Source organism: Candidatus Anaeroferrophillus wilburensis, assembly GCA_016934315.1.
In the GTDB taxonomy this organism is placed as follows: Bacteria; Desulfobacterota; Anaeroferrophillalia; order Anaeroferrophillales; family Anaeroferrophillaceae; genus Anaeroferrophillus; species Anaeroferrophillus wilburensis.
This window is the reverse complement of sequence record JAFGSY010000014.1, coordinates 140,380-161,070: the sequence shown is the minus strand read 5'-3', so window position 1 is coordinate 161,070 and position 20,691 is coordinate 140,380. Positions and strand designations below refer to the sequence as shown.

The 20,691-nt window shown below is 54.1% G+C and carries 26 protein-coding genes; all 26 read right to left on the bottom strand.

What is annotated here, in order from left to right; all coding sequences use genetic code 11:
* Positions 1–66: 66 nt before the first annotated feature.
* Positions 67–672 (bottom strand): ATP-binding cassette domain-containing protein, encoded by a 606-nt coding sequence (locus tag JXO50_04285; protein MBN2332308.1) that lies wholly within the window; start codon positions 670–672, stop codon positions 67–69.
* 2 nt (positions 673–674) lie between these two features.
* A complete protein-coding gene (locus tag JXO50_04280) occupies positions 675–1,499 on the bottom strand; it encodes a M48 family metallopeptidase (GenBank protein ID MBN2332307.1) in 825 nt (274 codons plus the stop codon).
* On the bottom strand, positions 1,500–1,949 hold the full coding sequence (locus tag JXO50_04275; GenBank protein ID MBN2332306.1) for a heavy metal-binding domain-containing protein: 450 nt from the start codon (positions 1,947–1,949) through the stop codon (positions 1,500–1,502). It lies immediately after the preceding gene.
* A 12-nt stretch (positions 1,950–1,961) separates the two neighbouring features.
* Entirely contained in the window at positions 1,962–2,276 is a 315-nt protein-coding gene (locus tag JXO50_04270) for a YbjQ family protein (protein ID MBN2332305.1), read from the bottom strand.
* 309 nt (positions 2,277–2,585) lie between these two features.
* The gene (locus JXO50_04265) at positions 2,586–3,398 is read right to left on the bottom strand and encodes a mechanosensitive ion channel (GenBank protein MBN2332304.1); all 813 of its coding nucleotides are present in this window, start codon (positions 3,396–3,398) and stop codon (positions 2,586–2,588) included.
* A gap of 202 nt (positions 3,399–3,600) precedes the next feature.
* Positions 3,601–4,170, bottom strand: a complete 570-nt coding sequence (locus JXO50_04260) for a LemA family protein (GenBank protein MBN2332303.1) — start codon at positions 4,168–4,170, stop codon at positions 3,601–3,603.
* A 103-nt stretch (positions 4,171–4,273) separates the two neighbouring features.
* The gene (locus JXO50_04255) at positions 4,274–5,059 is read right to left on the bottom strand and encodes a TPM domain-containing protein (protein ID MBN2332302.1); all 786 of its coding nucleotides are present in this window, start codon (positions 5,057–5,059) and stop codon (positions 4,274–4,276) included.
* Positions 5,043–5,780, bottom strand: a complete 738-nt coding sequence (locus JXO50_04250) for a hypothetical protein (GenBank protein ID MBN2332301.1) — start codon at positions 5,778–5,780, stop codon at positions 5,043–5,045. Before JXO50_04250 ends, JXO50_04255 begins: the two co-directional genes overlap by 17 nt.
* Before the next feature lie 117 nt (positions 5,781–5,897).
* Complete coding sequence (locus JXO50_04245) at positions 5,898–6,485, bottom strand: peptidyl-prolyl cis-trans isomerase (GenBank protein ID MBN2332300.1); 588 nt, start codon at positions 6,483–6,485, stop codon at positions 5,898–5,900.
* Positions 6,486–6,648: 163 nt separating this feature from the next.
* Entirely contained in the window at positions 6,649–8,382 is a 1,734-nt protein-coding gene (locus JXO50_04240; protein MBN2332299.1) for a YgiQ family radical SAM protein, read from the bottom strand.
* Between the two features lie 22 nt (positions 8,383–8,404).
* Positions 8,405–8,695: a Dabb family protein gene (locus tag JXO50_04235; protein ID MBN2332298.1), complete on the bottom strand. Its 291-nt coding sequence runs from the start codon at positions 8,693–8,695 to the stop codon at positions 8,405–8,407.
* Positions 8,692–9,582, bottom strand: a complete 891-nt coding sequence (locus tag JXO50_04230) for a 4Fe-4S ferredoxin (protein MBN2332297.1) — start codon at positions 9,580–9,582, stop codon at positions 8,692–8,694. Before JXO50_04230 ends, JXO50_04235 begins: the two co-directional genes overlap by 4 nt.
* Entirely contained in the window at positions 9,579–9,965 is a 387-nt protein-coding gene (locus JXO50_04225) for a hypothetical protein (GenBank protein MBN2332296.1), read from the bottom strand. The genes JXO50_04230 and JXO50_04225 overlap by 4 nt, the downstream gene beginning before the upstream one ends.
* 250 nt (positions 9,966–10,215) lie before the next feature.
* Positions 10,216–10,542 (bottom strand): cupin domain-containing protein, encoded by a 327-nt coding sequence (locus JXO50_04220; protein MBN2332295.1) that lies wholly within the window; start codon positions 10,540–10,542, stop codon positions 10,216–10,218.
* Entirely contained in the window at positions 10,535–11,545 is a 1,011-nt protein-coding gene (gene galE, locus JXO50_04215) for a UDP-glucose 4-epimerase GalE (GenBank protein ID MBN2332294.1), read from the bottom strand. Before galE ends, JXO50_04220 begins: the two co-directional genes overlap by 8 nt.
* Positions 11,546–11,567: 22 nt before the next feature.
* Positions 11,568–12,758 carry a TraB/GumN family protein gene (locus JXO50_04210; GenBank protein MBN2332293.1) on the bottom strand — a complete coding sequence of 397 codons (1,191 nt, stop codon included), beginning with the start codon at positions 12,756–12,758 and terminating at the stop codon, positions 11,568–11,570.
* Positions 12,759–12,867: 109 nt separating this feature from the next.
* A complete protein-coding gene (locus tag JXO50_04205) occupies positions 12,868–14,103 on the bottom strand; it encodes a GGDEF domain-containing protein (protein ID MBN2332292.1) in 1,236 nt (411 codons plus the stop codon).
* Complete coding sequence (locus JXO50_04200; protein ID MBN2332291.1) at positions 14,090–14,707, bottom strand: DUF2238 domain-containing protein; 618 nt, start codon at positions 14,705–14,707, stop codon at positions 14,090–14,092. Before JXO50_04200 ends, JXO50_04205 begins: the two co-directional genes overlap by 14 nt.
* A 115-nt stretch (positions 14,708–14,822) precedes the next feature.
* The gene (locus JXO50_04195; protein MBN2332290.1) at positions 14,823–15,113 is read right to left on the bottom strand and encodes a DUF2288 domain-containing protein; all 291 of its coding nucleotides are present in this window, start codon (positions 15,111–15,113) and stop codon (positions 14,823–14,825) included.
* Between the two features lie 114 nt (positions 15,114–15,227).
* Complete coding sequence (locus JXO50_04190) at positions 15,228–15,503, bottom strand: TMEM165/GDT1 family protein (GenBank protein ID MBN2332289.1); 276 nt, start codon at positions 15,501–15,503, stop codon at positions 15,228–15,230.
* 17 nt (positions 15,504–15,520) lie between these two features.
* Positions 15,521–16,309, bottom strand: a complete 789-nt coding sequence (locus tag JXO50_04185; GenBank protein MBN2332288.1) for a TIGR00266 family protein — start codon at positions 16,307–16,309, stop codon at positions 15,521–15,523.
* Between the two features lie 69 nt (positions 16,310–16,378).
* Positions 16,379–16,738 (bottom strand): PilZ domain-containing protein, encoded by a 360-nt coding sequence (locus tag JXO50_04180; protein MBN2332287.1) that lies wholly within the window; start codon positions 16,736–16,738, stop codon positions 16,379–16,381.
* Between the two features lie 30 nt (positions 16,739–16,768).
* Positions 16,769–17,158 (bottom strand): hypothetical protein, encoded by a 390-nt coding sequence (locus JXO50_04175; protein ID MBN2332286.1) that lies wholly within the window; start codon positions 17,156–17,158, stop codon positions 16,769–16,771.
* A gap of 61 nt (positions 17,159–17,219) precedes the next feature.
* On the bottom strand, positions 17,220–19,376 hold the full coding sequence (locus tag JXO50_04170; protein MBN2332285.1) for an HD domain-containing protein: 2,157 nt from the start codon (positions 19,374–19,376) through the stop codon (positions 17,220–17,222).
* A 69-nt stretch (positions 19,377–19,445) separates the two neighbouring features.
* Positions 19,446–19,985, bottom strand: coding sequence for a prepilin-type N-terminal cleavage/methylation domain-containing protein (locus tag JXO50_04165; GenBank protein MBN2332284.1), 540 nt, complete (start codon positions 19,983–19,985; stop codon positions 19,446–19,448).
* A gap of 277 nt (positions 19,986–20,262) precedes the next feature.
* A complete protein-coding gene (locus JXO50_04160; GenBank protein ID MBN2332283.1) occupies positions 20,263–20,679 on the bottom strand; it encodes a YjbQ family protein in 417 nt (138 codons plus the stop codon).
* Between the last annotated feature and the right edge of the window lie 12 nt (positions 20,680–20,691).

Here is a 20,691-nt window from a genome sequence, read left to right as displayed (position 1 = left end):
CTTTCACCTTTCACCTTTCACCTTTCACCTTTCACCTTTCACCTTTCACCTTTCACCTTTCACCTTTCACCTTTCACCTTTCACTCTGGTTAATTCCCCGGCCTCCAAACGGTAATGCATGGTGGTTATACGGCTGATCTGTCTGTGGTCATGGGCGACCCAGAAGATGGATGCTCCCGTCTGCTGCTGGTAGAGGGAGAGAAGCTTTTCCACCAGCCGGGTATTTTCGCCATCGAGATTGGCGGTAGGCTCGTCAAGCAGCAAGGCGTCAGGATTGTTGGTCAGCAGCCGCAGCAGTGCCAGCCGCTGCCTTTCACCACTGGACAGTCGGGTGATCGGCCAGCTGACGACTGATGAATTGAACCCCAGAAAGGAAAAATACTCCTCATTCACCGCAGTGAAGTGTTCGCCCACCGAATCATACCACCAGCTGCTTTCTGCCGGCAGCAGAGCTACCCTGGTACGCCATTGGGGCGCGCTGATGGACTGGCAATCGCAATCGTCGAGGGTAACGTTGCCGCCGTGGGGGTCGAGATCGGCGATAGCGCGGAGCATCAGTGTTTTACCGGCCCCGGACGGTCCCGAGATTGCCAGGCATTCTCCTGCCGGGATCTGGAAACTGAACGGTCCCAGATGATGGAACCTGAGGTTAGAAATTGTCAGGGTGGCCATGGTTATGGCCGGGAAAGAGTCCCGGGAAGTGGGGTGAGAGGGCCTTGCTGAAAACCCTGTTGAAAGCAGTAATCCTGGAGGTCATTAATCCTTTGGGAGTGCTGGGGGTGGGTGGAAAAATAATGACCAGTATAACGGGTTCTGTCTCCTAGTGCAAGTTTTTCAAAAAAGGCCAGGGCACCGCCGGTGTGACCATAGGTGGATTGCACTACCTCCAGAGCAAAAAGATCGGCTGAACTTTCCTGCCGGCGGGAAAAACGCATTTCGGTCAAGTTCAGAGCGCTGGCAAGCAATTGATTGATTTGACTGTCAGTCCCGAGCAGTAGGGTGCCGAGAGTCATGACCACCAATCCCCGGCCCATGCCACGCAAATGATCCCGATGACTGAAGTGCCCCAGCTCGTGAGCCAAGACGAAAGCCAGTTCATTTTCCGAAGTGACAGTGTCCAGCAGGCCGGCAAAGATGACAATAGTGCCGCCGGGCAGGGCAATGGCGTTGACCTTTTGTGTGCTGGCCAGCCGGATCGTACAGTGGTATGGCAGGCCTGGACAATGCTGCTGCAGCCGGTCGAGAAGTTCTTGCAGGGCTTTATTCTTTTCCGGAGCGTCATTTTCGCTGATATGCAGTTTGCGGAGCAGGTTGTTGGCCAGCGCCTGTTCAATCTTGGGTGAAAGGCGGGGAACGAGCAACTCGACAGCGAAACCAAGAACCAGATATAAGACCACCGCTATTCCCAACAGCCCTCCAGCCAGGAGCAGAAACTCCTTCCAAGGTGAGGTAGGGGAAATATTGACATTGCTGGAGAGGATTTTGGGGCGGTATTTCATTCAGGGTTTCATTGTGATGGCCGTCCCATATGCGAGAGCCTCAACGCTGCCGACCTTGCCCTTGACGGCATTTTTACCGATGGTTGAGGTTTCGATGCGGACATTGACAATCATGGACGCCCCATGAGCATTTTCCTTCATCCGCAGGATGGCTTCACGCCGGGCGCGGTCAATCAGGCTTTCATAGGATTTGACCGTACCGCCGAAGATATTCCGCAGGCCGGCCAGCAGGCGTTTGAAATAGTCGATGGAAATAACCGCGCTGCCGCTTACCAGGATTGCCCGTTCAACAAGTTGTTCATCCATCACCAGCTTTTTAGCGGTGAGTGCCGGCAGATTCAAAAACTGCTTTTCCCGCTTCCCGATCAATTGGTAGTGGCGTTTTTCCGCCCAGCTGCCAGCTCCGTAGCCCAGCCCCAGTAGAAGAAGAAAAATAATCAGGTCAGCCATATCATGCTCCAGTTATTCATAGCGAATCGCGGTCCCGTAGACATAGAGCTCTGCGGCTCCCTGGGCTACCGATGAGGTGGAAAAGCGCACATTGATGACCGCGTTGGCTCCCAGCTGTTCAGCCTCCGCCCGCATCCTCTGCAGTGCTTGATTACGTGATTCCTGGAGCAGCTCTGTATAGCCTTTCAGTTCGCCGCCGACAATATTTTTCAGACCGGCCATGAAGTCCCGGCCGATATGTTTAGCCCGGATGGTGCTGCCGGATACCAGACCGTAATGTTCGATGATCTTTTTCCCAGGGATGGCTTCTATGTTGGTGATAATCATAACTGCTCCTTGCTGGCTGCAATGTTGCAATATCATTCATCACAAAGGGTATCGGCAATTTCCTGTCATTCTTAAATGATTGTCAGCGCTCTGTTGGTGCAGGAAGAGAAAAACGCAGTCGTCAACCGCTTGGCAGGGAGAGAACAGCCTGAATAACTGCTGAGGAAAATTGCTGCGCGGCAGGTGGGTGGAGGAGTTGCCCCCAACGTGAAAGATGATGAGCCCTGTTGTTGACGGCAAGGTGGTTTCAAGGTGGAAATTGATGAAAAAAGCTCGGCTGAATTGCTTCAGCCGAGCTTGGCTTGGCGGTTATGCTTGATGCTGATACATGTGGACGTCCTGCTGCGGGTAGGGGATGGAAATACCCTCTTCATCGAAGCGTAGCTTGACTGCTTCAGTAGTATCAAAATAAACTCCCCAGTAGTCAGCGCTTTCAACCCACAGGCGGACAGTGAAATTAACACTGCTGTCGGCCAGTTCTCCCACCGCGATCATAGGTGCCGGATCTTTCAATATCCGACTGTCCTTGCTGATCAGATCTTCCAATACCCGCCGTACTTTTTTCAGATCATCATTGTAGCTGACCCCGATGTTCAGGTCCACCCGCCTGGTCGGCATCGTGGAATAGTTGGTGATGGTATTTCCCATAATAGCTGAGTTAGGGATGATAATGACCTTGTTGTCCGGAGTGGTGAGAATAGTGGTGAAAATACTGATCTCTTTTACCGCTCCAGTTTTGCCGGCACCTTCGATGAGGTCTCCGGCTTTGAAGGGGCGGAAAATAATCAGCAGAACGCCGGCGGCAAAGTTGGACAGAGACCCCTGCAGGGCCAGGCCGACGGCCAGGCCGGCGGCGCCAAGGACAGCAACAAAGGAGGTGGTCTGGACCCCAAGTTTGGAAATGGCGGCAATGACCACAAAGGCAACGATGGCCGTATAAACCAGATTGCAGGTGAACGAGATTATGGTTGGTTCCAGAGCCTTTTTGGTCATCAGCGTTTCAAGGATGTTTCTGATGATTTTTGCCGCCCAGCGGCCAATAATGAAAATCGCCAGGGCGGCGATCAGATTGAGCCCGTAGACGGTGAGCAGTTCCTGTAACGTGGTCAGGATGTTTTCCATAAGAAAGTCTCCTTGTGCTGGTCGGGATGGAAAAACTTTATGGTAGAGGTTAATCTGTGTTCCTGTTTTTGTCAAAAAACATTTTATATGCCAATAAGCTTCACGGGAAACCGGGCGGGGGGACATGGTGGTGATAAAAAAACCGGAACCGCGGCAAGGCGGCTCCGGTTCCGGTTTTTATTCCTGCTCTTTACTCTAACCTTCAGCTGTCAAATTTTACCTTCGGGATGGCTTGCTCTCCCTCCGGCAATTCATAGTAGGTTGCCTTGTCAATCCCGGCCAGGCCGGCAAAAAAGCGACCGAAGACAGTGCGGATATAGGTGTTCAATCCCTGCACAGCTTCATTGTAGCGTTTGCGCTCAACGGCAATACGGTTTTCGGTGCCTTCAAGACTGTCCTGCAGTTTGAGAAAGGACTGGTTGGCTTTTAGCTCCGGATAGCGCTCCTGGAGCAGCAGCAGTCGGGAGAGGGTGCCCTCCAGCTGGTTGGCGGCGGCTACCTTATCCTTGATCGGGCCTGCCTGAAAATACTTGGTCCGTGCCTGGGCAATGTTTTCAAACAGCTCCTTCTCATGGGTGGCATAGCCTTTAACCGTTTCCACCAGATTGGGAATAAGATCATAGCGTCGTTTCAGCTGGTTTTCCACTTGGGCCCAGCGGCCTTTGATGTTTTCATCCAGGGCAATAGCTCGGTTGTAGCCTTTGATCACCCAGCCGAAAGCCATGAAGCCGATGACAATAAGAATTGCCAGCAAAATCAGAATGGTTTTAATTTGTTTGGACATGGGACTCTCCTTGTAGCATGTGTACGATCAATGGGTTTGTTTTTCCTTCTCTTTTTGGGCAATCTGTTTGCCGAAGACTCTCTCTTTCTTGCTACCAGCTGCCGGAAGCACCGCCACCGCCGAAACCGCCGCCGCCCCCTCCGAAGCCGCCACCACCGAAACTTCCGCCGCCGCCCCAGGAGCCGCGCCGGCCGCCCATGGAGGAGAAAAGGAGCAGCATCAGAAAAAGCCGGGGGTTTCTGATGAACAGGATCCCCATCATTACGAAGAAGAACAGCGAGATGATCTTGCTGAACAGGCTTTGTTTCCGCCGGGCTGGTGCCTGTTGGCCGGGATGATGCCTAAGCTTGGGCATGCCGGTGATCGTGACCCCGGCGTCGGTGGCAATTTCCCGGGCGGTGGCCAGTACCGCGGCATAAATTCCCTTGCCGAACTCCCCCTGCCGGAAGAGGGGGACCAGGTAGGTGCGGCCGAGGGAGCCGACAAAGCTGTCGGGCAGCACCCCTTCCAGACCGTAACCGATCTCAAAGCGGTATTGATGATCTCCCGCTGACACCAGCAGCAGGACACCGTTGTCCTTCCCTTGCTGGCCAAGTTTCCATTGATCATGGGCAATAGAGAGGGAGATATCCTCCAGATTTTCACCTTCGAGGCTGGGGACGGTCAGCACCACCATCTGGGCAGTGGTTTTCTGCTCCAGCTCCCGGAGATAACCGTTGATCTGCTGTTCAATGGCTCCATCAATGAGGTTTGCCTGGTCAACAACGTAGTTTGTTGGCCTGGGAGGAACCACCAGGGCCTGGACCGTTGCCGGCAGCCAGAAACAGCAGATCAGCAGAGCCGGTAAGAGGCGGCGAAGGTTAGATCTGATGTTCATCGACCAGGGTTCCCAGCTGTTCCAGAGCGTGATAGTAATCTTCAAAGAGGGTGTTCAGCTGATCCAAAGAAAGTTTGCGCTGCTCCTTTTTTGCCTGAAAAACATTCCTGAATACCGTGGTATCAACCCCGCTTACCTCTTGAAGGGTGGCCAGCAGTTCGGAGGTTGAACGTGGTGGCATGATCCGGTGCAGGGTGACAATGCCCCGGAAAAGAGCCAGGTAGTCACCAAAGGAGCTGGTGAATCCCTGGTTCAGCATTGTCCGGTCGCCGGCGGCCGACAGATATCTTTGCCGCAGGCCGATGAGCTTGACTTTCAACTCCCTTTCACACTGACGTCGCAGGTCGTCCAGGTTGATTTCAAGGCCGGCAAACAGGCCATCTCCATGGAGGGGATGATGCAAAAGTTTCAGGTTGAGAAATTCGAGGGGAAAGACATCCAGTGAGCTGGTGATGTAGGCGGGGGTCATGATCAGCGGAGCAGCGACTCCTTTTTTGCCGTATTTTTTCCCCAACGGGGCCAACTGCTCAAGGAAATTCAGCTCCATTCGGTGGAGGACAATGACCGAGGTGATATCGGACCATTTCATGTCAAAATCGTCTTCCAGAACACTGCCGGTGAGATAGACGGAATGTATCAGGTGACCGTGGGCAGCCATCACCTGGTGGAAAAAGGGCAGGTAGCGGCTGGTAATTTCCGGTCTCAGGGTTGCTTCAGTCATCGTTATTCTCTCCTCAAACAAACGATTTCTTTTGCCGCAGACGCACACAGACAGACACGGACGATTATCCTCAGGCAGTTTTTCTGTCGGGGTGTGTCTGTGGCTCAAAAAAAAGAATCATTTTTTGGTGGCCATCAAAATCCGCACTGGGTGACGGGGGACGTCCTGGTAATGGCCATGGTTGCCCGTCGGAACGGCGGCGATGGCATCCACCACATCCATTCCCTGACTTACCCTGCCAAATACTGCATAGCCGAAATTGCCTGGCCGATGGTCAAGCATCTTGTTATCCTTCAGGTTGATGAAAAACTGTGAGGTAGCACTGTGAAGGTCCTGGGTGCGGGCCATGGAAAGGGTGCCGCGCAGGTTGCGCAACCCGTTGTCGGCTTCATTCTTGATCGGTGTTCTGGTTGGTTTTTGTACCATGTCAGCAGTAAAGCCGCCGCCTTGGATGACAAAGCCGGGAATGACCCGATGAAAGATGGTGCCGTCGAAAAAACCGGCATCAACGTAGGCGAGAAAATTGCTTACTGTCAGCGGTGCCTGCTGAGGATCAAGCTCAATGGTGATTTCACCCATGTCGGTGGTGAAGACCACCTGGGGTTTATCGGCAGCGTCGGCACGGTGGAGCGGAGGTGAAAAAAAGAAACCCAGGGCAATAACGATGAAAACTGTTAGGGGTAGAAAGATTTTGCTGTTTTTCATGGACGATCCTCTTTTGTTGCCACAGAGACCCAGAGGACTCAGAGCAAAGACAGGAAGAATATTGTTACTATGTCGCCTTACTCTCTGAGTCTCTGTGGTGCAAAGGTAATATGATGCGGATTCCTATCTTGGTTGGTCAATCTTACAGATATTGGCGAAACAATCAATGCCTTTTTTGTGCTGCCGCCGACCGGCTCTTTTGCTGTTGCTGTCGATTGCCAGTGATAATCTCTTTTTGCCCTATTTTGCCCGCCTGGTTTTTTTCCACAAAAATGTTGCTGCCGGTAAAAGGATTTTTCTCCGTATGGTACATCAGACTTGCGTAGGTTGATGGTGTTGGGGTGAATATCTGCACCTGTTCCGGCCTGATGTGCAGGTGCCTGGTGGTGAAAGTGTGGAGCTGGTGCATATGGTCAGTGGTGCAGCCCGGATAGGCGGCGATCAGGTAATAGGAGAGAAATTGTTTTTTCCCCGCCTTGCGGGTCAACCGGTCAAAATGATCTTTAAAGGTCAGCAATTGGCCAATTTCCGGTTTGCCCATCAGTGCCAGCACCTCCGGTTCTGAATGCTCCGGCGCAACCTTCAGCTGACCGGAGACATGGTGCTTGACCAGTTCTTCCAGATACAGGATGCCGGTTTGTTGGTCAGCCAGGACCAGATCGTGCCTGACCCCCGAGGCGACAAACACATGTTTGATTCCCGGCAGTTGCCGCAGTTTTTTCAGCAGCCTGATCTGGCTCTGGTGCTGTACCGGTAGGTGGCCGCAGACTGATGGGTAGAGGCACCGTTTGTCAGTACAGACGCCTTTGGTGGTCTTTTTGCCGCATTCAAAACCGTACATGTTGGCCGTCGGGCCACCCACATCGAGAATAATGCCTTTGAACCGGGGATGCTTGGTCAGCTGTTGTGCTTCCGCCACCAGCGAAGCTTCGCTGCGCCAGTGGACGGTTTGTCCCTGGTGGACGGCTATAGCACAAAAATCGCAGGCACCATAACATCCCCGATGAGTGGTGAGGGAAAACTGGATGGTCTCCAGGGCTCTGACCTTCCCCTGCTGTCGGTAAAAGGGATGGATATCCCGTTCAAAATCCAGGCTGTAGACCTGGTCCAATTCCTGCTGGGTGAGGGGCGGCGCCGGCGGATTGTGGACCAGATAGCGGTCGTCCTGGCGCTGTACGAGGCCACGGGCGGTGAGATGATCCTGGTTGCGGTAGAAGAGATGAAACATGTCGATGAATGCCTGGTGATTGTCTGTTATCTCATCATAGGCCGGCAGTTCCAGATAGGCCGGCGGCGGCATGTTGGTCCGGTAGCACAGACCCGGCAGATCCTCTGCCGGCTGCCCTGCTTGCAGTCTTTTTGCCAGCGCCACCATAGTTGCCTCCCCCATGCCGTAGGCCAGCAGATCAGCCTTGGCGTTGAAAAGGATCGATTTTCTGATCCGGTTGGACCAGAAATCATAGTGGACTAGCCGCCGCAGGCTGGCTTCTATTCCCCCCAGCACAATGGGCCTGGTATTTTTGTAATGGCGGCGGATGAGATTGGTGTAGACAATGACCGCCCGATCAGGACGGCGCGTGTTTTCACCTCCGGGAGTCAGGTCATCCTGATGTCGGCGTCTGCCGTTGGCGGTATAATTGGCCACCATGGAATCGACACTGCCGCCGGACACCCCCCAGAACAGTACCGGTTCTCCCAGCCGGCAGATATCCCGGTTGGAATCAATATCCGGCTGGGCGATGATGCCAACCCGGAATCCGGCATTCACCAGCACTTTGCCGATAACGGCGGCACCGATAAATGGGCTGTCGATATAGGTGTCACCGGTAATCAGGATGACATCGAGGGAAGACCAGCCGAGACGTTCTACCTCAGCTGAGGTGGTGGGCAAGAACATTCGATAGTGCCGCTAAGGAAAATCAGTATTCATAATCAACCGCCTGAATCTGACTGCAGGCGGCTTTCACCTTGGCAAGGACGGCCTGATGGTCGGGGTGAACCTGGTAGCGTTTCAACGCTTCCAGGTCAGCAAAGGAGGAAACCAGGGCAAAATCACAGGAGCGCTCGGATCGAACAATATCGCGGCCGAACTCAAAGCTGGAAATATCCTGGATTTTTGCCGGCAGTGCTGCCAGTCCCCGTTCAATGGCGGCAATATCAGCGTCCTGAATCTCCGGTTTAAAGGTCAGGAAGATAAGGTGTCTGATCATGGCTGACTCCTGACAAAAGGGGTTTGGCCGCTGGCGGCCGGAATTTTTGACTCGCAGGGAATCTTCACCTGGCACAGACCGCAGCTGCTGACCGGTTCCCCCAGCTGGTTTTCTGCATAGGGTGCGGTTGTTTCCTTGATATAGGCCAGGCAGCGTTCCTTGTCATGGCCGTTTTTGCTGATGGCCCCTGCCGGGCAGCGGTCAATGCAGGCGCCGCAGGTTCCCTTGGTATAATAGAGACAGTAATCGACATGGCTGGCATAGGGTCTTGTGGCCGGTTCAACCGGCAGCAGGGCAACCACCGAGCCGCAGCGCATGGCTTTGCCAACCGGAGTAATCAGACCATCGCTGAGACCGAAGGTTCCCAAACCGGCAACATGGGCGGCGTGGCGTTCCGACCAATTCGATGCCAGACCGTAGCGGGGCGACCGCTGCCACTGCCATTGGGGGGCGTGAAGCGGAGCGATGGCTGAAATGACGCTTTCCTGGAGCCAGAGAACCACCTGGCGGCGCAGCAGGTCATTAAACTGTTCGCCATAGAGGCGCGAACGGCTCCAGCGTTCAGCAGGCAGGGAGGTGGCCTGGCGGTGCTCCTCTTTGGTTGCCGCCGTCTGGGGAAGAATCCAGCAGACAACCGCCAGGTCGGCGGCCGAGACCTGTAAATCAGGAAAGGTGAGCTGGAAAATATCTTCCGGAGTCCAGTAAAAGGGGCCAATATCGGTTTTCAAGTGAGCAAACAGCTGATCATCACCCCGGGCAAAACCCACCAGCGGCGCTCCCCAAGCCGGTTCGCCGGATTCGTTGTGGAGTGAATTGTCGGACGACATGCGGACGAAGCGGATTATTTTTTCTGCCAGCCGGCTGGCTGTGATTATTTCGATGGTCATGGCAATTCCTCTGCCTGCAAAGGTCTGGCCAGGGGATGGCGGGGTGGTTCATAGCGTTCGTAATAGCCCAGCAGACGTCCCTGGTTGTCCCTGACCGCCCGCATGTAAAGCCGGTTTCTGTCGTTGTCACTGATCAGCCGCTCCTCTTCATCGCCTGCTGCAAAAGCCGCCATGGTGGCCAGAATGATGCTTCGTGAACGTTCGTTGTGACAGTTGAGCAGCGACTGGTTCAAGAGCCCGGCACCATCCCTGAAATGTACCAAGGCGGCCTTATTCATATAACGGATGATATGCCCGGTATCGACAAACAGAAAAGGGTCTTTCAGACTGTCGATCAGGGCGGCCAACAGCTCATGACTGGGTGTTTGTTGTGGTGCGGCCATCTGTGGTAATCCTGAAAAGAGATAAAAAATACAGATTAGCACATATTTCCTTTTTCTTCAAACCTGAACAAAACAATGAGATTAATGGTTGCCTGCGAGGTGTTGGTCACCAAGGAGCATCCAGGCGCACAAAGTCGGGGTTAATCCTCTCAGCTGGTTGCCATCAGTAACCGTGGAAATGTCACCATGAGAATGCGTGATCGCGTGTGGCATTGCAAGGGCAGGATGTCGTTGGGACGGGATTTTCTGCTCATTCATAGTGGATCGCCAGCCAGATAGTGGGTTGTCCGGGGTCGGTCCAGGCTACCCGGTGGCGCTGGTGGGCGGAAATGAGCAGGTAGTCTCCAGGATTAAGTTCGATTTCCCCATGTTGGTCGGCGAGCTGCAGCCGGGCTTTGCCGGCCAGCAGGAGAACCCACTCCTGATGATCCTGGTCATACCAGAAATCTTTGGGTGACGCCTGGCCATGGGATATGATGCGCTCAATACGAAAGTTTTTAGTTGTCAGGAGATTTTCAAAAAACTCAGTTTTCACTGCTCCCGGCAGATCGGCGAAAATATTCCGGCTGCTAGACATAACCATCCGGATTCTGCTGCTGCCAGCGCCAGGCATCGGCAGTCATTGTGGCAATGTCCCGCTCAGCGGTCCAGTGAAGTTTCCTCTCTGCCAGGGAAGGGTCGGCGTAGCAGGAGGCAATGTCTCCCGGTCGCCGGCCGGTGATTTGGTAGGGGATCCGTCGTCCCGATGACTGTTCAAAGGCGGCAACCATCTCCAGAACACTGTACCCCCGGCCGGTGCCAAGGTTATAGGTAGCCACGCCAGGTGTTGTGGTCATTGCTTCCAGGGCCCGGAGGTGGCCGACTGCCAGATCCACCACATGGATGTAATCACGGATACCGGTGCCGTCAGGGGTGGGATAGTCGCTGCCGAAGACTGAAAGTTTTTGCAGTTTCCCCACGGCAACCTGGGAAATATAGGGCAGCAGATTGTTGGGGATGCCATTAGGATCTTCGCCGATGCGGCCGCTTTCGTGAGCGCCCACCGGATTGAAATAGCGCAGCAGGGATATGTGCCAGGCGTCGTTCGCCCGCTGCAGATCCCGCAGGATCTCTTCGATCATCAGTTTCGTCCGCCCATAGGGGTTCGTGGCACCGACGGGGAAGTCTTCCCTGATCGGCACCGTATGGGGATCGCCATAGACGGTGGCCGAAGAGCTGAAAACCAGCTTGTTGACCCGATGTCTGGTCATCACCTCGCACAGGTTGATGGTGCCGGTGATATTGTTGTGGTAGTAGCGCAAGGGCATGGCCACCGATTCGCCCACCGCTTTCAGTCCGGCAAAATGGATGACCGCCTCAATGGGTTGGCTGGCAAAGACCGCGTCCAAGGACTTTTGGTCAAGCAGGTCAACCTGGTGGAAGTGCAGCTTTTTGCCGGTTAGCTCCTGCACCCGGAGAAGCGAGGCTTCCTTGCTGTTGCACAGGTTGTCAACCACCATGACTTGATGGCCGGCGTTCAGCAGTTCGAGGCAGGTGTGACTGCCGATGTATCCGGCGCCGCCGGTAACCAGAATGTTCATCTCATTTCTCCAGGGACTGTGGTTAAAACAGCCGGGCGGCAATCCAGCTGCCGGAAATGAAGGTTCCCAGGGAACTGCCCAGATTGGCCAGGACAACCACCAGCAGGACGCGGCAGGCGGGGTTGAACCAGAAACCTTTGACCGTGGAGATGGCGTTCGGCAGATCTTCCAGGTCGGCCACCGTTGGTTTTTTCACGTACGCCTGGACGAGACCTGAAACCCAGCCGGCGGCAATCATGGGGTTCAGGCTGGTGATGGGGGCGGCCACCACGGAAGAGAGGATGGTGAGGGGGTGTCCCAGGGCCAGGGCTGCGCCGATCCCGGCCAGCACGCCGTTAACCATCACCCAGATATAGATTGACTGTAGTGAATGTTCGCTGCCGCTTTTGAAAAAGCCGCCGATCAGCATGGCCATGACGGTCACCGGGATGGCCCATTTGATCAGCGGCAGCAGAGGTGACGTGGGCGGCATGGTCATCAGTGGCTCAAGGGAGTGCTCGGTGGTAATGTACTTTTTGATGCCGGGGACGTGACCGGCGCCGACCACCGCCACCACCACCTGGCCGGGTGCTTCCCTGATCTTTTGTGCCAGGTAGATATCCCGCTCGTCAATGAGCCGCTTCTTGACTTCGGGAAACGAGTTACTCAGTTCTTCCAGCACATGTTCCAACTGGTCCTGTTCTTTCATCTCCTCGATAAGGTCAGAGCCAATCTCCTCAGTGGCCAGCAGGCTGAAAAGCAGATGGCCGATCATTTTCATTCTGTTCCAGAGGTTGAGGTAACCCCAGACTCTTTTCAGGGTGATCTCGATGTTGCGGTCGGCAAGAACCAGTATCGCTCCGGTCTGTTTCGCCAGTTCCATGCCGGCAATCATTTCAGCTCCCGGCTGAACCCCGAGCTGTTCGCCGATTTTCCGGTAGAAAGAGGTCAAAATCAGCTGGGCGAGGAGGAAGAGTGATTTTTTTTCCCTGACTACCTTGATAATATCCATCTGCTGCCAGGCATCTCTGCGGGTTATGGCCTGTCTGCGGGATTCGCACAGCTCAATGCAGATAGCCTCCGGTTTGACCGCGCTGACGGTATCATGGACGTCCTGAACACTCTCCTTGGAGACGTGGGCAGTGCCCACCAGGTAGATGGTTTTGCCGTTGACCTCAAGCCGGTGGACGCGAGATGGCAGGGGTCGGGTATCGATGGTAGTGCTGTTGCTCATGGATGGTGTTGTCCTGTTTTTTACTCCAGGGAAAGAATTGTTGCCGCCATAATACAATATGGGATGCTTTTAGTAAAGGAGTGATAATCGTCCATGTCTGTACCGCACCTTACTTGATGATTCGGTTGCGGCCGGCTTTTTTGGCACGGTACAGTGCTTGGTCGGCCCGCTTCAAGGCCTGACCAGGGGTCGGGTGACGGTCGTCAGGTTCGCCGATCCCGATGCTGACGGTCAGGGACACCTTTTTTACTGCTTTTTCCCGTTGCCGGGGTTTGGGCGGTTTTTTCCTGGGGCGCGGACGATTGCGGACACTGAATCCGGTATCGGCAATCTCCTGCCGCAGCTGTTCGAGAAACGGCATGGCCTCATCAGCGGTGCGGCCGGGAAAAAGGATGGTAAACTCTTCGCCGCCGTAGCGAAAAGCCTTGCCGCCGCCCCCTGTTCGGGAGAGCCGGGTGGCAACCATCCGCAAGACTTGATCGCCCACGTCATGGCCGTAGCGGTCGTTGAATTTTTTGAAAAAGTCGATATCCACCATGGCCAGGGCATAACGGCTGCCCAGTTGCAGTAGGTGCTCATTGAGAGCCCGGCGGGCCGGCAGCTTGGTCAGCTCATCACGATAGGCCATGAAGTGCGATGATTCGATGACTGCAATGGTCAGTGTCAGGCCGGCGATGGCAAAGAAAAAAGTGGTTTCCGGCCCCGGTTGAACCATGGTCAGGGCAGTTATACTTATGGGTAGGACCCAGAAAAAGCCGCTTTCCATAGCTCCCCGTCGCCACCACCAGCGGCCGAAAAGAATCGTGAAGCTTAGCACAATAGTAACTGTGGCAGGTTGTGGCAACGGCAGCCGCAGCAGGAGGGGCTGGTTACTGAAAGAGAAGTGGTAGATATCCAGCAGGAGGGCGGGCCGATGGTGAACGATGCCGGCAAGCAGCAGTGGCTGGACAAGAATCAGCAGTATTCTGGTGATGCCCCGCCAGTTGAACAGTCCCCGTTCCTCCATCAGGGCAATCAAAGCCAGGTTCAGGGGCAGAAAGAGGGCGATGCTTTGGTAGACTACCTGCCCCGGCCCTGAAGAGATGCTGGAACTACCGCCGTAATGACGGAGCAGACGGTCGGCCAGCGCCAGGAGCAGAAGGGCAAAAACCACCCGGCTGCGGTTGAAACGCCAGCCAAGCAGGACGCCAACGGCCAGGACCGCCACCGGCAGCAGGGGATCGGTCAGCGGGATTCTGGTTGCCAGAAATTTGATCCGCAGGCTGCCCAAGGCGGCCACCCACAAGAGACTTCCCGGCAGGAAGAATGATCGCCAGCTGCGGAAAAGAGAATCAGCGGTAGTCATGTTTTTGCAACTGATGATCGTGGTAGCGGCTCAGGGTTAGCAGGGCGATGGCGGCGCCCACCAGGGCAAGAAACATATCCCACTGGGTATCCCATACATCTCCCTGGGTGGCGAGAAACTCTTCGGCCTGGTAGCCGCCAAGCAGGGCAACCCACCACTCAATAAACTCATAGCTGGCGCTGATGGCCAGACAGATGGCCAGCACAATGCCACTCAGCCATTTTCCGGCAACCAGCGGCGACCGGCGCAGGAGTATCTCCCTGGTCACCATTGCCGGGATAAATCCCTGGGCCAGATGGCCGAGGCGGTCAAAATGGTTGCGGCTTAGATGAAAAAGATCCTGGAACCAAAGGCCGGCCGGGACCCGGGCATAGGAATAATGGCCGCCAATCATGAGAATGATTGCATGAATCAATAACAGGAGGTAAACCAGATTGGTAAAGCGAAAATGGCCATAGGTGCACAGGAGAACCGGCAGGCCGATGAGAATGGGAAAGACCTCCAACAGCCAGACCATCCGATCATAGGGTGCCAGGCCGGAAACCAGCAGGCTGCAGACGGCGATCATTGCCAATGCCGATGGTTGTTGTAAAAGCTTTTTCATGAAGAGGTTGAGGTATCCCCATGATGTCTGGGGGGTGTCCCCGCTGGTGGCCGGGGGCGTGAATTTACAAAGGCTGGCCTCCGGGGATGTAAGGCTGAGTCATGCATGGTGCTTCCTAAGATGGGAGTTGTATGAGGACAAAAGGTTTGACAATAAGGCAGGAAAACATGGTGTTTGCCGTTTCCCAGGCGTCCATCTGTTTGGTGTCCGGCCGGATTATTTTGCCGGTTTCCAGCCAGTGACGAACCTGCTCAACCCGATCTTCGGCAATATGTACGGCAACATCAAGCAAATCCATCTGCGGGTCAATGAGAAACAGGGCGTCCCGTTCACCATGGGGTTTCAGCCAGGGCCAGCTGACCGTGCCAATTTCGTCCTGCAGTTTTTCAACTAATGAGTTTTCCATAATCAAGCTGTCAATGTGAGTTGGTGTCGTGAAGTTGTTGATAGAAGCATGCTAGCGCAGTATGGCTGCCGGGAAAAGCGTTGTTCCCCAAGGGTGTGCCCCCTGCCTGCTGTGTCAAAAAGCTTTCCGCAGAGTCCAGATGCCGATGATGATAAATCCACAGCCGGCCAGGATGGCCAGCTGTTTTTCGGCCACATGGCGGGAGATCAGGCCGCCGGCGGCGACGCCAAGGGCGGAGGTGCAGATCAAGGCCAGGGAAGCGCTGAAAAAAACGAGCCATTTGTTGACCTGCTGATCAGCAGCAAACAGCAGGGTTGCCAACTGCGTTTTATCGCCCAACTCCGCCAGAAAGACAGTGCCGAAAACGGTGAGAAAGAGGTTGCTGTCCATGCTAGTTCCTTTTTTTACTATCGGCCGTCAATGAGATTTCCCAGGCTGCCCAGTACCGATCCTTCGCCTTTCCGGCTGCCGCCAGCCGCCGGGGCATGGGCGATAATCCGATCGGCGAGACGCGAGAAGGGCAGGCTCTGGAGCAGGACGGTGCCGGTACCGCTCAGGGTGGCGAGGAACATGCCCTCGCCGCCGAAAAACATCGATTTGAGGCTGCCGGCCCGCTGGACATCATAATCGATATTGCCGGTAAAGGCAACGATGCAGCCGGTATCCACCATGATCTTCTGGTTGTCAAGTTGCTTGGTGATCACCGTGCCGCCGGCATGAATAAAAGCCATGCCGTCGCCACGCAGACGCTGGAGAATGAATCCTTCCCCGCCGAAAAAGCCGGTTCCCAGCCGTTTGGTAAACGCAATACCCACTTCGGTTCCCAGGGCGGCACACAAAAAGGCATCTTTCTGGCAGAAAAGTTCCCCGTTGATGTTTGCCATATTGATCGGAATGATTTTCCCCGGATAGGGCGCCGAAAAGGCCACCTGTTTTTTACCGCTGCCGTTGTTGGTGAAATGGGTGAGGAACACTGTTTCCCCGGTTACCGCCCGGATGCCGGCACCCATCAGTTTGCCGAAAAAACCGGCGTCAGGTTTGGAGCCGTCCCCCATTTTGGCGCTGAAGGAGATGCCGTCATCCATGTAGTTCATGGCTCCCGCTTCCGCAATGACCGTTTCGCCGGGGTCCAGCTCGATCTCCACCAGTTGGATATCATTGCCTATTATCTGGTAATCAACTTCATGGCACTTCATGATGGTAGTGTTCCTTTCATCCTCTTCATCAAGCAGGAGTGAAGAAGGTTGCCGGATGGTTGACGGCGGCTATTTTTTAAGCAAAAAGGGCAGTTCACTGGTTATCTCTTCGCTGTTGCCGGTGTTCAATTCCATCAGCCGCCGCAGGTGTCCCATGGCTTCGGCATCAATGCCGGTGAAGGTAAAGCCGAAATCGTTTTCCCGACGGTGGACCACCTGGGCTTCAGCGCGGATGGTGATGTCGGAAGGGGGAAGGTAGATGCAGACGGTTGCCAATGTGCCAATGGCCAGTGGTCCAGGAGTTGTGATCCTTAGCAGAGCCCCTTTAAGGGAGATATCCAGCAACTCACCTGGTAGTGTCTGATCATCACACAATACCTGAACTTCAGTGAGAAAAGTTACCCGTTTGAAATAACGTTTTTCATTCATAAGGATCTCCGAGGTGGATCGGACTGCACATCAGTCATGTTCCCGCAGACTGGGAGCGTCCGGCACTCTTGTCCAGATGCCCGGTTGATTTCTTATTATGAGATTGCCATGATGGGCTGTATCGTAGGTGAACGCAAAGATAAAACCATCGTTATCTTCATTTTTGTAGTGAATGATATAATCGGTTACGTGGTTTCCCTGTTCCTTCGCTTTGACTTGGGTAATGGCATACCGGTTAACTTCACCACCGCCAATGCCAAAACTGATCACATCCGTTTCCAGTGTGAGAAAACGGTCGGCGTATTTCGGGCTCTCAGTTCCCCAGGTTCCCAGCAGGTCCGGGGGCAGGTCAACCGAACCACCAAACTGGCAGCCGCAAAAGCAGAGTATCATTAGCAAGCTGGCAATTATTTTTTTCATCGCTATTTGCTCTATCCAATGGTTTGTTTTTCTAGCAGAATTTTATTACCAGTTTAGCCGCTCAAGAAGCAAGTCGATTTTGGTAGTTGCTGAAAAGCCTTTCCGGCTCTGCACTGTTTTTTGCGAAACGATCGGGAGAGGAGGCCACTATCTGCAGGAAGGCGTCGACGACCTGGGGATCAAACTGGCTTCCTGAACCATTTGAGATAATATCGACTACCTGGGCAAAATCCATCCCCGGACGATAGGGTCGATCTGAAATGCAGGAATCAAAAACATCGGCAACGGCAATAATCCGCGCTCCCAAGACGATCTCTTCTCCTGAGAGACCGCCTGGATATCCTTTGCCGTCAAAGTGTTCATGGTGCTGCTCAATAATTGTTGCCGCCTGCCGGTAAAAGGATATTGGTTCGAGAATCATCTTACCCACTTGGGGATGCCTGCAGATGATTTTATATTCCTCGTAGGTCAATCTGCCTGGTTTGTCCAGGATAGTCAGCGGAATTCCTATTTTGCCGATATCGTGGAGCAGGGCGCTGCGGTGGATGGTTTCAATGTCTGTCGGGGGCAGATTCATGGCTTTGGCAGTGGTAACTGCCAGGCGGGTGACCCGCTCCGAATGACCTGCAGTCCAGGGTGATTTGGCGTCAACGGTTTTGGCCAGAGCAGTCAGCGTTCCCCAGTTCAACTGTTGTAGATCCTCTACCAGTCGGGCATTCTCAAGGCCTACCGCCAGCTGATCAGCAAATTGCTGAACCAGAAGCTGATCATCGGGATGGTGGATCAGGTATGTCCGGTAGGTAAGAAAAATGAGTCCGGCGAACTTTTCTTTGATCATGATTGGAGTAATCAAAAGGGAGATGACGCCGCGGGCAAAAAGAGGGTTGAAATAGTCCGGGCATTTACCGGCATGGACAAAAAGTCCATGGCGATGATTGCTGAACAGCAATTTGTCTGCCATGGGAATGGTAGCCGAGGCGATGGTCCTTTTACTTTGTTTGCCATGGCGTCCAAGATACGAGCTGATGATCTCCGGCTCAGGAAAATCCTGCAGCGCCAGGCCGACATATTCACCACTCCCCAGTCGGTCAAGGTGACTGATGACAATGGCGGCGATCTTGTCGGTATCCATGGTTGAAAGAATTTCCCGGTCGATCATATCCCTGGTTTTCATGGTGATAAAATGGTTGTCCAAGCGGGTTAGCATGTCATTGAACGAGTCGGCCAGTTCCTCAAATTCATCTCCGGTGTGGATCTCCACCCGCTGGTTGAAGCTCTGGGTGGTTATTTTTTTCATGCCCTCTTTGAGCTCAGCAAGCGGCCCCAGTTTCCTGCGAATCTGGGTAGTGCTGAACAGCAGCACCACCAGCATGGTTATGGCAATAGTCTGGGGGAAGGTGTTCTGGAAACTGCTGATTGTGTCAGCAAAGCTTGCTTTGCTTTCGCTTAAAACCAGCGTCCACTGTGAACCCTGGAAATTGCCCTGCAGAAAGAGTGGTCGGGCGCAGGCCAGATAGATTTTGCCGTCTACCTGCCATTCAAAAGGCTGCATTGTTGCGTGGCGAGTTGTATTGGCCGCCAGGTGAGGGAAGGGGTGTGACTCGTTGAAAGAGGTGAAGATCAGTTGTCGATTGGTCTGGTCGAAAACAGAGAGCTGAACGTCATTTAGCCATTGCTGTCGGTTTTCCTCCCAGAGACAATCGGGGTTGAGCTCTCCAGCCAGGAAGCCGCTGTCAGAAGAATCAGAACTCAGGGGGACCAAAAGATGGATGCCAGCTGGCAGAATGGTGGACTCAGCCATGGTTAGCAGCAGGGATTTGCCGCCTTGCAAGCTCTTCATTTGCTCACTGTCGGTTGACAGACTGATTTCCGCCATGGAACCAGAGAGGAGCCTGACCGCTTTGAAATGTTGGGATTTTGGGAGATGCTTTTCGATAAACGCACGAGACAGTGTCTGGTGGTGGCCCAATTCTTGGCTGGCCAGTCTTTGTAGTTCCTGTTCCATGGTAATGAGCCGTTCGAAGATGGTCATCACCGCTATCTTGCTGGCCAGATGGAGTTGTTTTTCGCTCTGCTGGACAAGTTGTTTGGAAACCGAAAAATAGGAAATGGTCGCCATAAGGACGATGGGAATCAAGGCGCACAGGATGAACTGCGCATAGACGCGCCGGGCAACTTTACTGTGGAGGAAGATTTTCTGAAACGTGACTTGGACCATGGTCGTTGTTTGCTGCTTTCCCGCTGATCAGGGGGACGAGTTTGTTATGGTGTTCCCGACGTTTTTGTCTCAATATTCCGCAACCAGGCCGATATAGGAACCGTTATTGGCCCTGACAATGTCATCCTGGCTTATCGCGGCGGTGAATGGCGAGGCACTTGTGCCATCCTTTCCCATGCTGTAGAGGTCGTAGTCACTGTTGACCGGGACCATGAAGTGGTCCTTGCGCATTTGGCCGACAGTGGCGGTTGCCATGTTGAGATAGCAGTAGGGCTTCCCCCAGGGGTCCTCAATCCCAGCCATGCCGATATCGTCGAGATTGTCCGGATACGTGTCATTCTCGGCGACAAACTTGCAGATTTCAAATTCCATAAGCTGGATGTCGATGATCGCTTTAGCCGTATCCTGATTGTCAAGGTGGCGGCGGTAGCTGGGGACGGCAACCGAAGCCAGGACAAAGAGGATGGCAAGGGTTAGCATCAATTCCACCAGGGTAAATCCATGGCGTGCCTTTGGGGCAGGAATAACGTCTTGTAGCGTAGACCAGATGCACGGTCGCCAGGCTGTTGTGAAACGCAGCTTTCCCCGCCGGTTGTTTCCTTGAGGCATTTAACGGACCATTATGTTCCTGTTGTTATTCTCACTGGTTGGCAGCGGATAAAGTCCATTGATTGCCTATCGGCAATAAATGGAAAAACTTAATGTTTTCAACTGCCAGCAAACAGCGATAAAGTTGTCGAGCAGCCGGTGGGGATTGGGTGATGAGCAAGACGGTTAAAAGGCGGTGCTGCCAGCATATGTTGTGGTTTTGGTTTCGTTGATGGATGGCTTTCATCTGTGCTGGGTAATGGGAGGGGTGCTTTTGTCCGGGAGCGGGCTTTAATAATCAGGATCCGATAACGGTTACCACGATCTGGCGCCGCCGGGGCTTGATATCGCATTCGAGGTGGAAAATCTGCTGCCAGGTTCCCAGGATCATCCTGCCGTCGTGGATGGGAACGGTAAGTGACGGCCCGAGGATGGTTGCCTGCAGGTGAGAGTGACCGTTGCCGTCGTGCCAGGTCTCTTCATGGCCATAGCCGTTGCTGGCCGGCATGAGGCGGTCAAGGATATCCGGCAGGTCCTGTTGCAATCCTGGTTCAAACTCGATCGTCCCCACGGCGGCAGTGCTGCCGACGGTGAAAATCGTGACAATGCCGGTGGTGACCAGTGTGCTCTTGATGTAATCGTTGACCTGACTGGTCAGGTCGTGCATGTCCCGGTGACCGTTGGTGACAATGGTCAGGGTTTCCTGGTGGACCATGTCATAAGCCTT

What these genes read in the sequence shown, in the direction of transcription:
- JXO50_04270 (MBN2332305.1), bottom strand. Translation starts at nt 2,276, where the DNA reads ATGATTATCACCAACATAGAAGCCATCCCTGGGAAAAAGATCATCGAA.
- JXO50_04170 (MBN2332285.1), bottom strand. Translation starts at nt 19,376, where the DNA reads ATGGTCCAAGTCACGTTTCAGAAAATCTTCCTCCACAGTAAAGTTGCC.
- JXO50_04220 (MBN2332295.1), bottom strand. Translation starts at nt 10,542, where the DNA reads ATGTCTAGCAGCCGGAATATTTTCGCCGATCTGCCGGGAGCAGTGAAA.
- JXO50_04275 (MBN2332306.1), bottom strand. Translation starts at nt 1,949, where the DNA reads ATGGCTGACCTGATTATTTTTCTTCTTCTACTGGGGCTGGGCTACGGA.
- JXO50_04205 (MBN2332292.1), bottom strand. Translation starts at nt 14,103, where the DNA reads ATGACTACCGCTGATTCTCTTTTCCGCAGCTGGCGATCATTCTTCCTG.
- JXO50_04255 (MBN2332302.1), bottom strand. Translation starts at nt 5,059, where the DNA reads ATGAACATCAGATCTAACCTTCGCCGCCTCTTACCGGCTCTGCTGATC.
- JXO50_04235 (MBN2332298.1), bottom strand. Translation starts at nt 8,695, where the DNA reads ATGATCAGACACCTTATCTTCCTGACCTTTAAACCGGAGATTCAGGAC.
- JXO50_04160 (MBN2332283.1), bottom strand. Translation starts at nt 20,679, where the DNA reads ATGGTCCACCAGGAAACCCTGACCATTGTCACCAACGGTCACCGGGAC.
- JXO50_04165 (MBN2332284.1), bottom strand. Translation starts at nt 19,985, where the DNA reads ATGCCTCAAGGAAACAACCGGCGGGGAAAGCTGCGTTTCACAACAGCC.
- JXO50_04210 (MBN2332293.1), bottom strand. Translation starts at nt 12,758, where the DNA reads ATGAGCAACAGCACTACCATCGATACCCGACCCCTGCCATCTCGCGTC.
- JXO50_04245 (MBN2332300.1), bottom strand. Translation starts at nt 6,485, where the DNA reads ATGAAAAACAGCAAAATCTTTCTACCCCTAACAGTTTTCATCGTTATT.
- JXO50_04225 (MBN2332296.1), bottom strand. Translation starts at nt 9,965, where the DNA reads ATGGCCGCACCACAACAAACACCCAGTCATGAGCTGTTGGCCGCCCTG.
- JXO50_04200 (MBN2332291.1), bottom strand. Translation starts at nt 14,707, where the DNA reads ATGAAAAAGCTTTTACAACAACCATCGGCATTGGCAATGATCGCCGTC.
- JXO50_04180 (MBN2332287.1), bottom strand. Translation starts at nt 16,738, where the DNA reads ATGAATGAAAAACGTTATTTCAAACGGGTAACTTTTCTCACTGAAGTT.
- JXO50_04190 (MBN2332289.1), bottom strand. Translation starts at nt 15,503, where the DNA reads ATGGACAGCAACCTCTTTCTCACCGTTTTCGGCACTGTCTTTCTGGCG.
- JXO50_04240 (MBN2332299.1), bottom strand. Translation starts at nt 8,382, where the DNA reads ATGTTCTTGCCCACCACCTCAGCTGAGGTAGAACGTCTCGGCTGGTCT.
- galE (MBN2332294.1), bottom strand. Translation starts at nt 11,545, where the DNA reads ATGAACATTCTGGTTACCGGCGGCGCCGGATACATCGGCAGTCACACC.
- JXO50_04175 (MBN2332286.1), bottom strand. Translation starts at nt 17,158, where the DNA reads ATGAAAAAAATAATTGCCAGCTTGCTAATGATACTCTGCTTTTGCGGC.
- JXO50_04250 (MBN2332301.1), bottom strand. Translation starts at nt 5,780, where the DNA reads ATGACTGAAGCAACCCTGAGACCGGAAATTACCAGCCGCTACCTGCCC.
- JXO50_04285 (MBN2332308.1), bottom strand. Translation starts at nt 672, where the DNA reads ATGGCCACCCTGACAATTTCTAACCTCAGGTTCCATCATCTGGGACCG.
- JXO50_04195 (MBN2332290.1), bottom strand. Translation starts at nt 15,113, where the DNA reads ATGGAAAACTCATTAGTTGAAAAACTGCAGGACGAAATTGGCACGGTC.
- JXO50_04230 (MBN2332297.1), bottom strand. Translation starts at nt 9,582, where the DNA reads ATGACCATCGAAATAATCACAGCCAGCCGGCTGGCAGAAAAAATAATC.
- JXO50_04265 (MBN2332304.1), bottom strand. Translation starts at nt 3,398, where the DNA reads ATGGAAAACATCCTGACCACGTTACAGGAACTGCTCACCGTCTACGGG.
- JXO50_04185 (MBN2332288.1), bottom strand. Translation starts at nt 16,309, where the DNA reads ATGAAGTGCCATGAAGTTGATTACCAGATAATAGGCAATGATATCCAA.
- JXO50_04280 (MBN2332307.1), bottom strand. Translation starts at nt 1,499, where the DNA reads ATGAAATACCGCCCCAAAATCCTCTCCAGCAATGTCAATATTTCCCCT.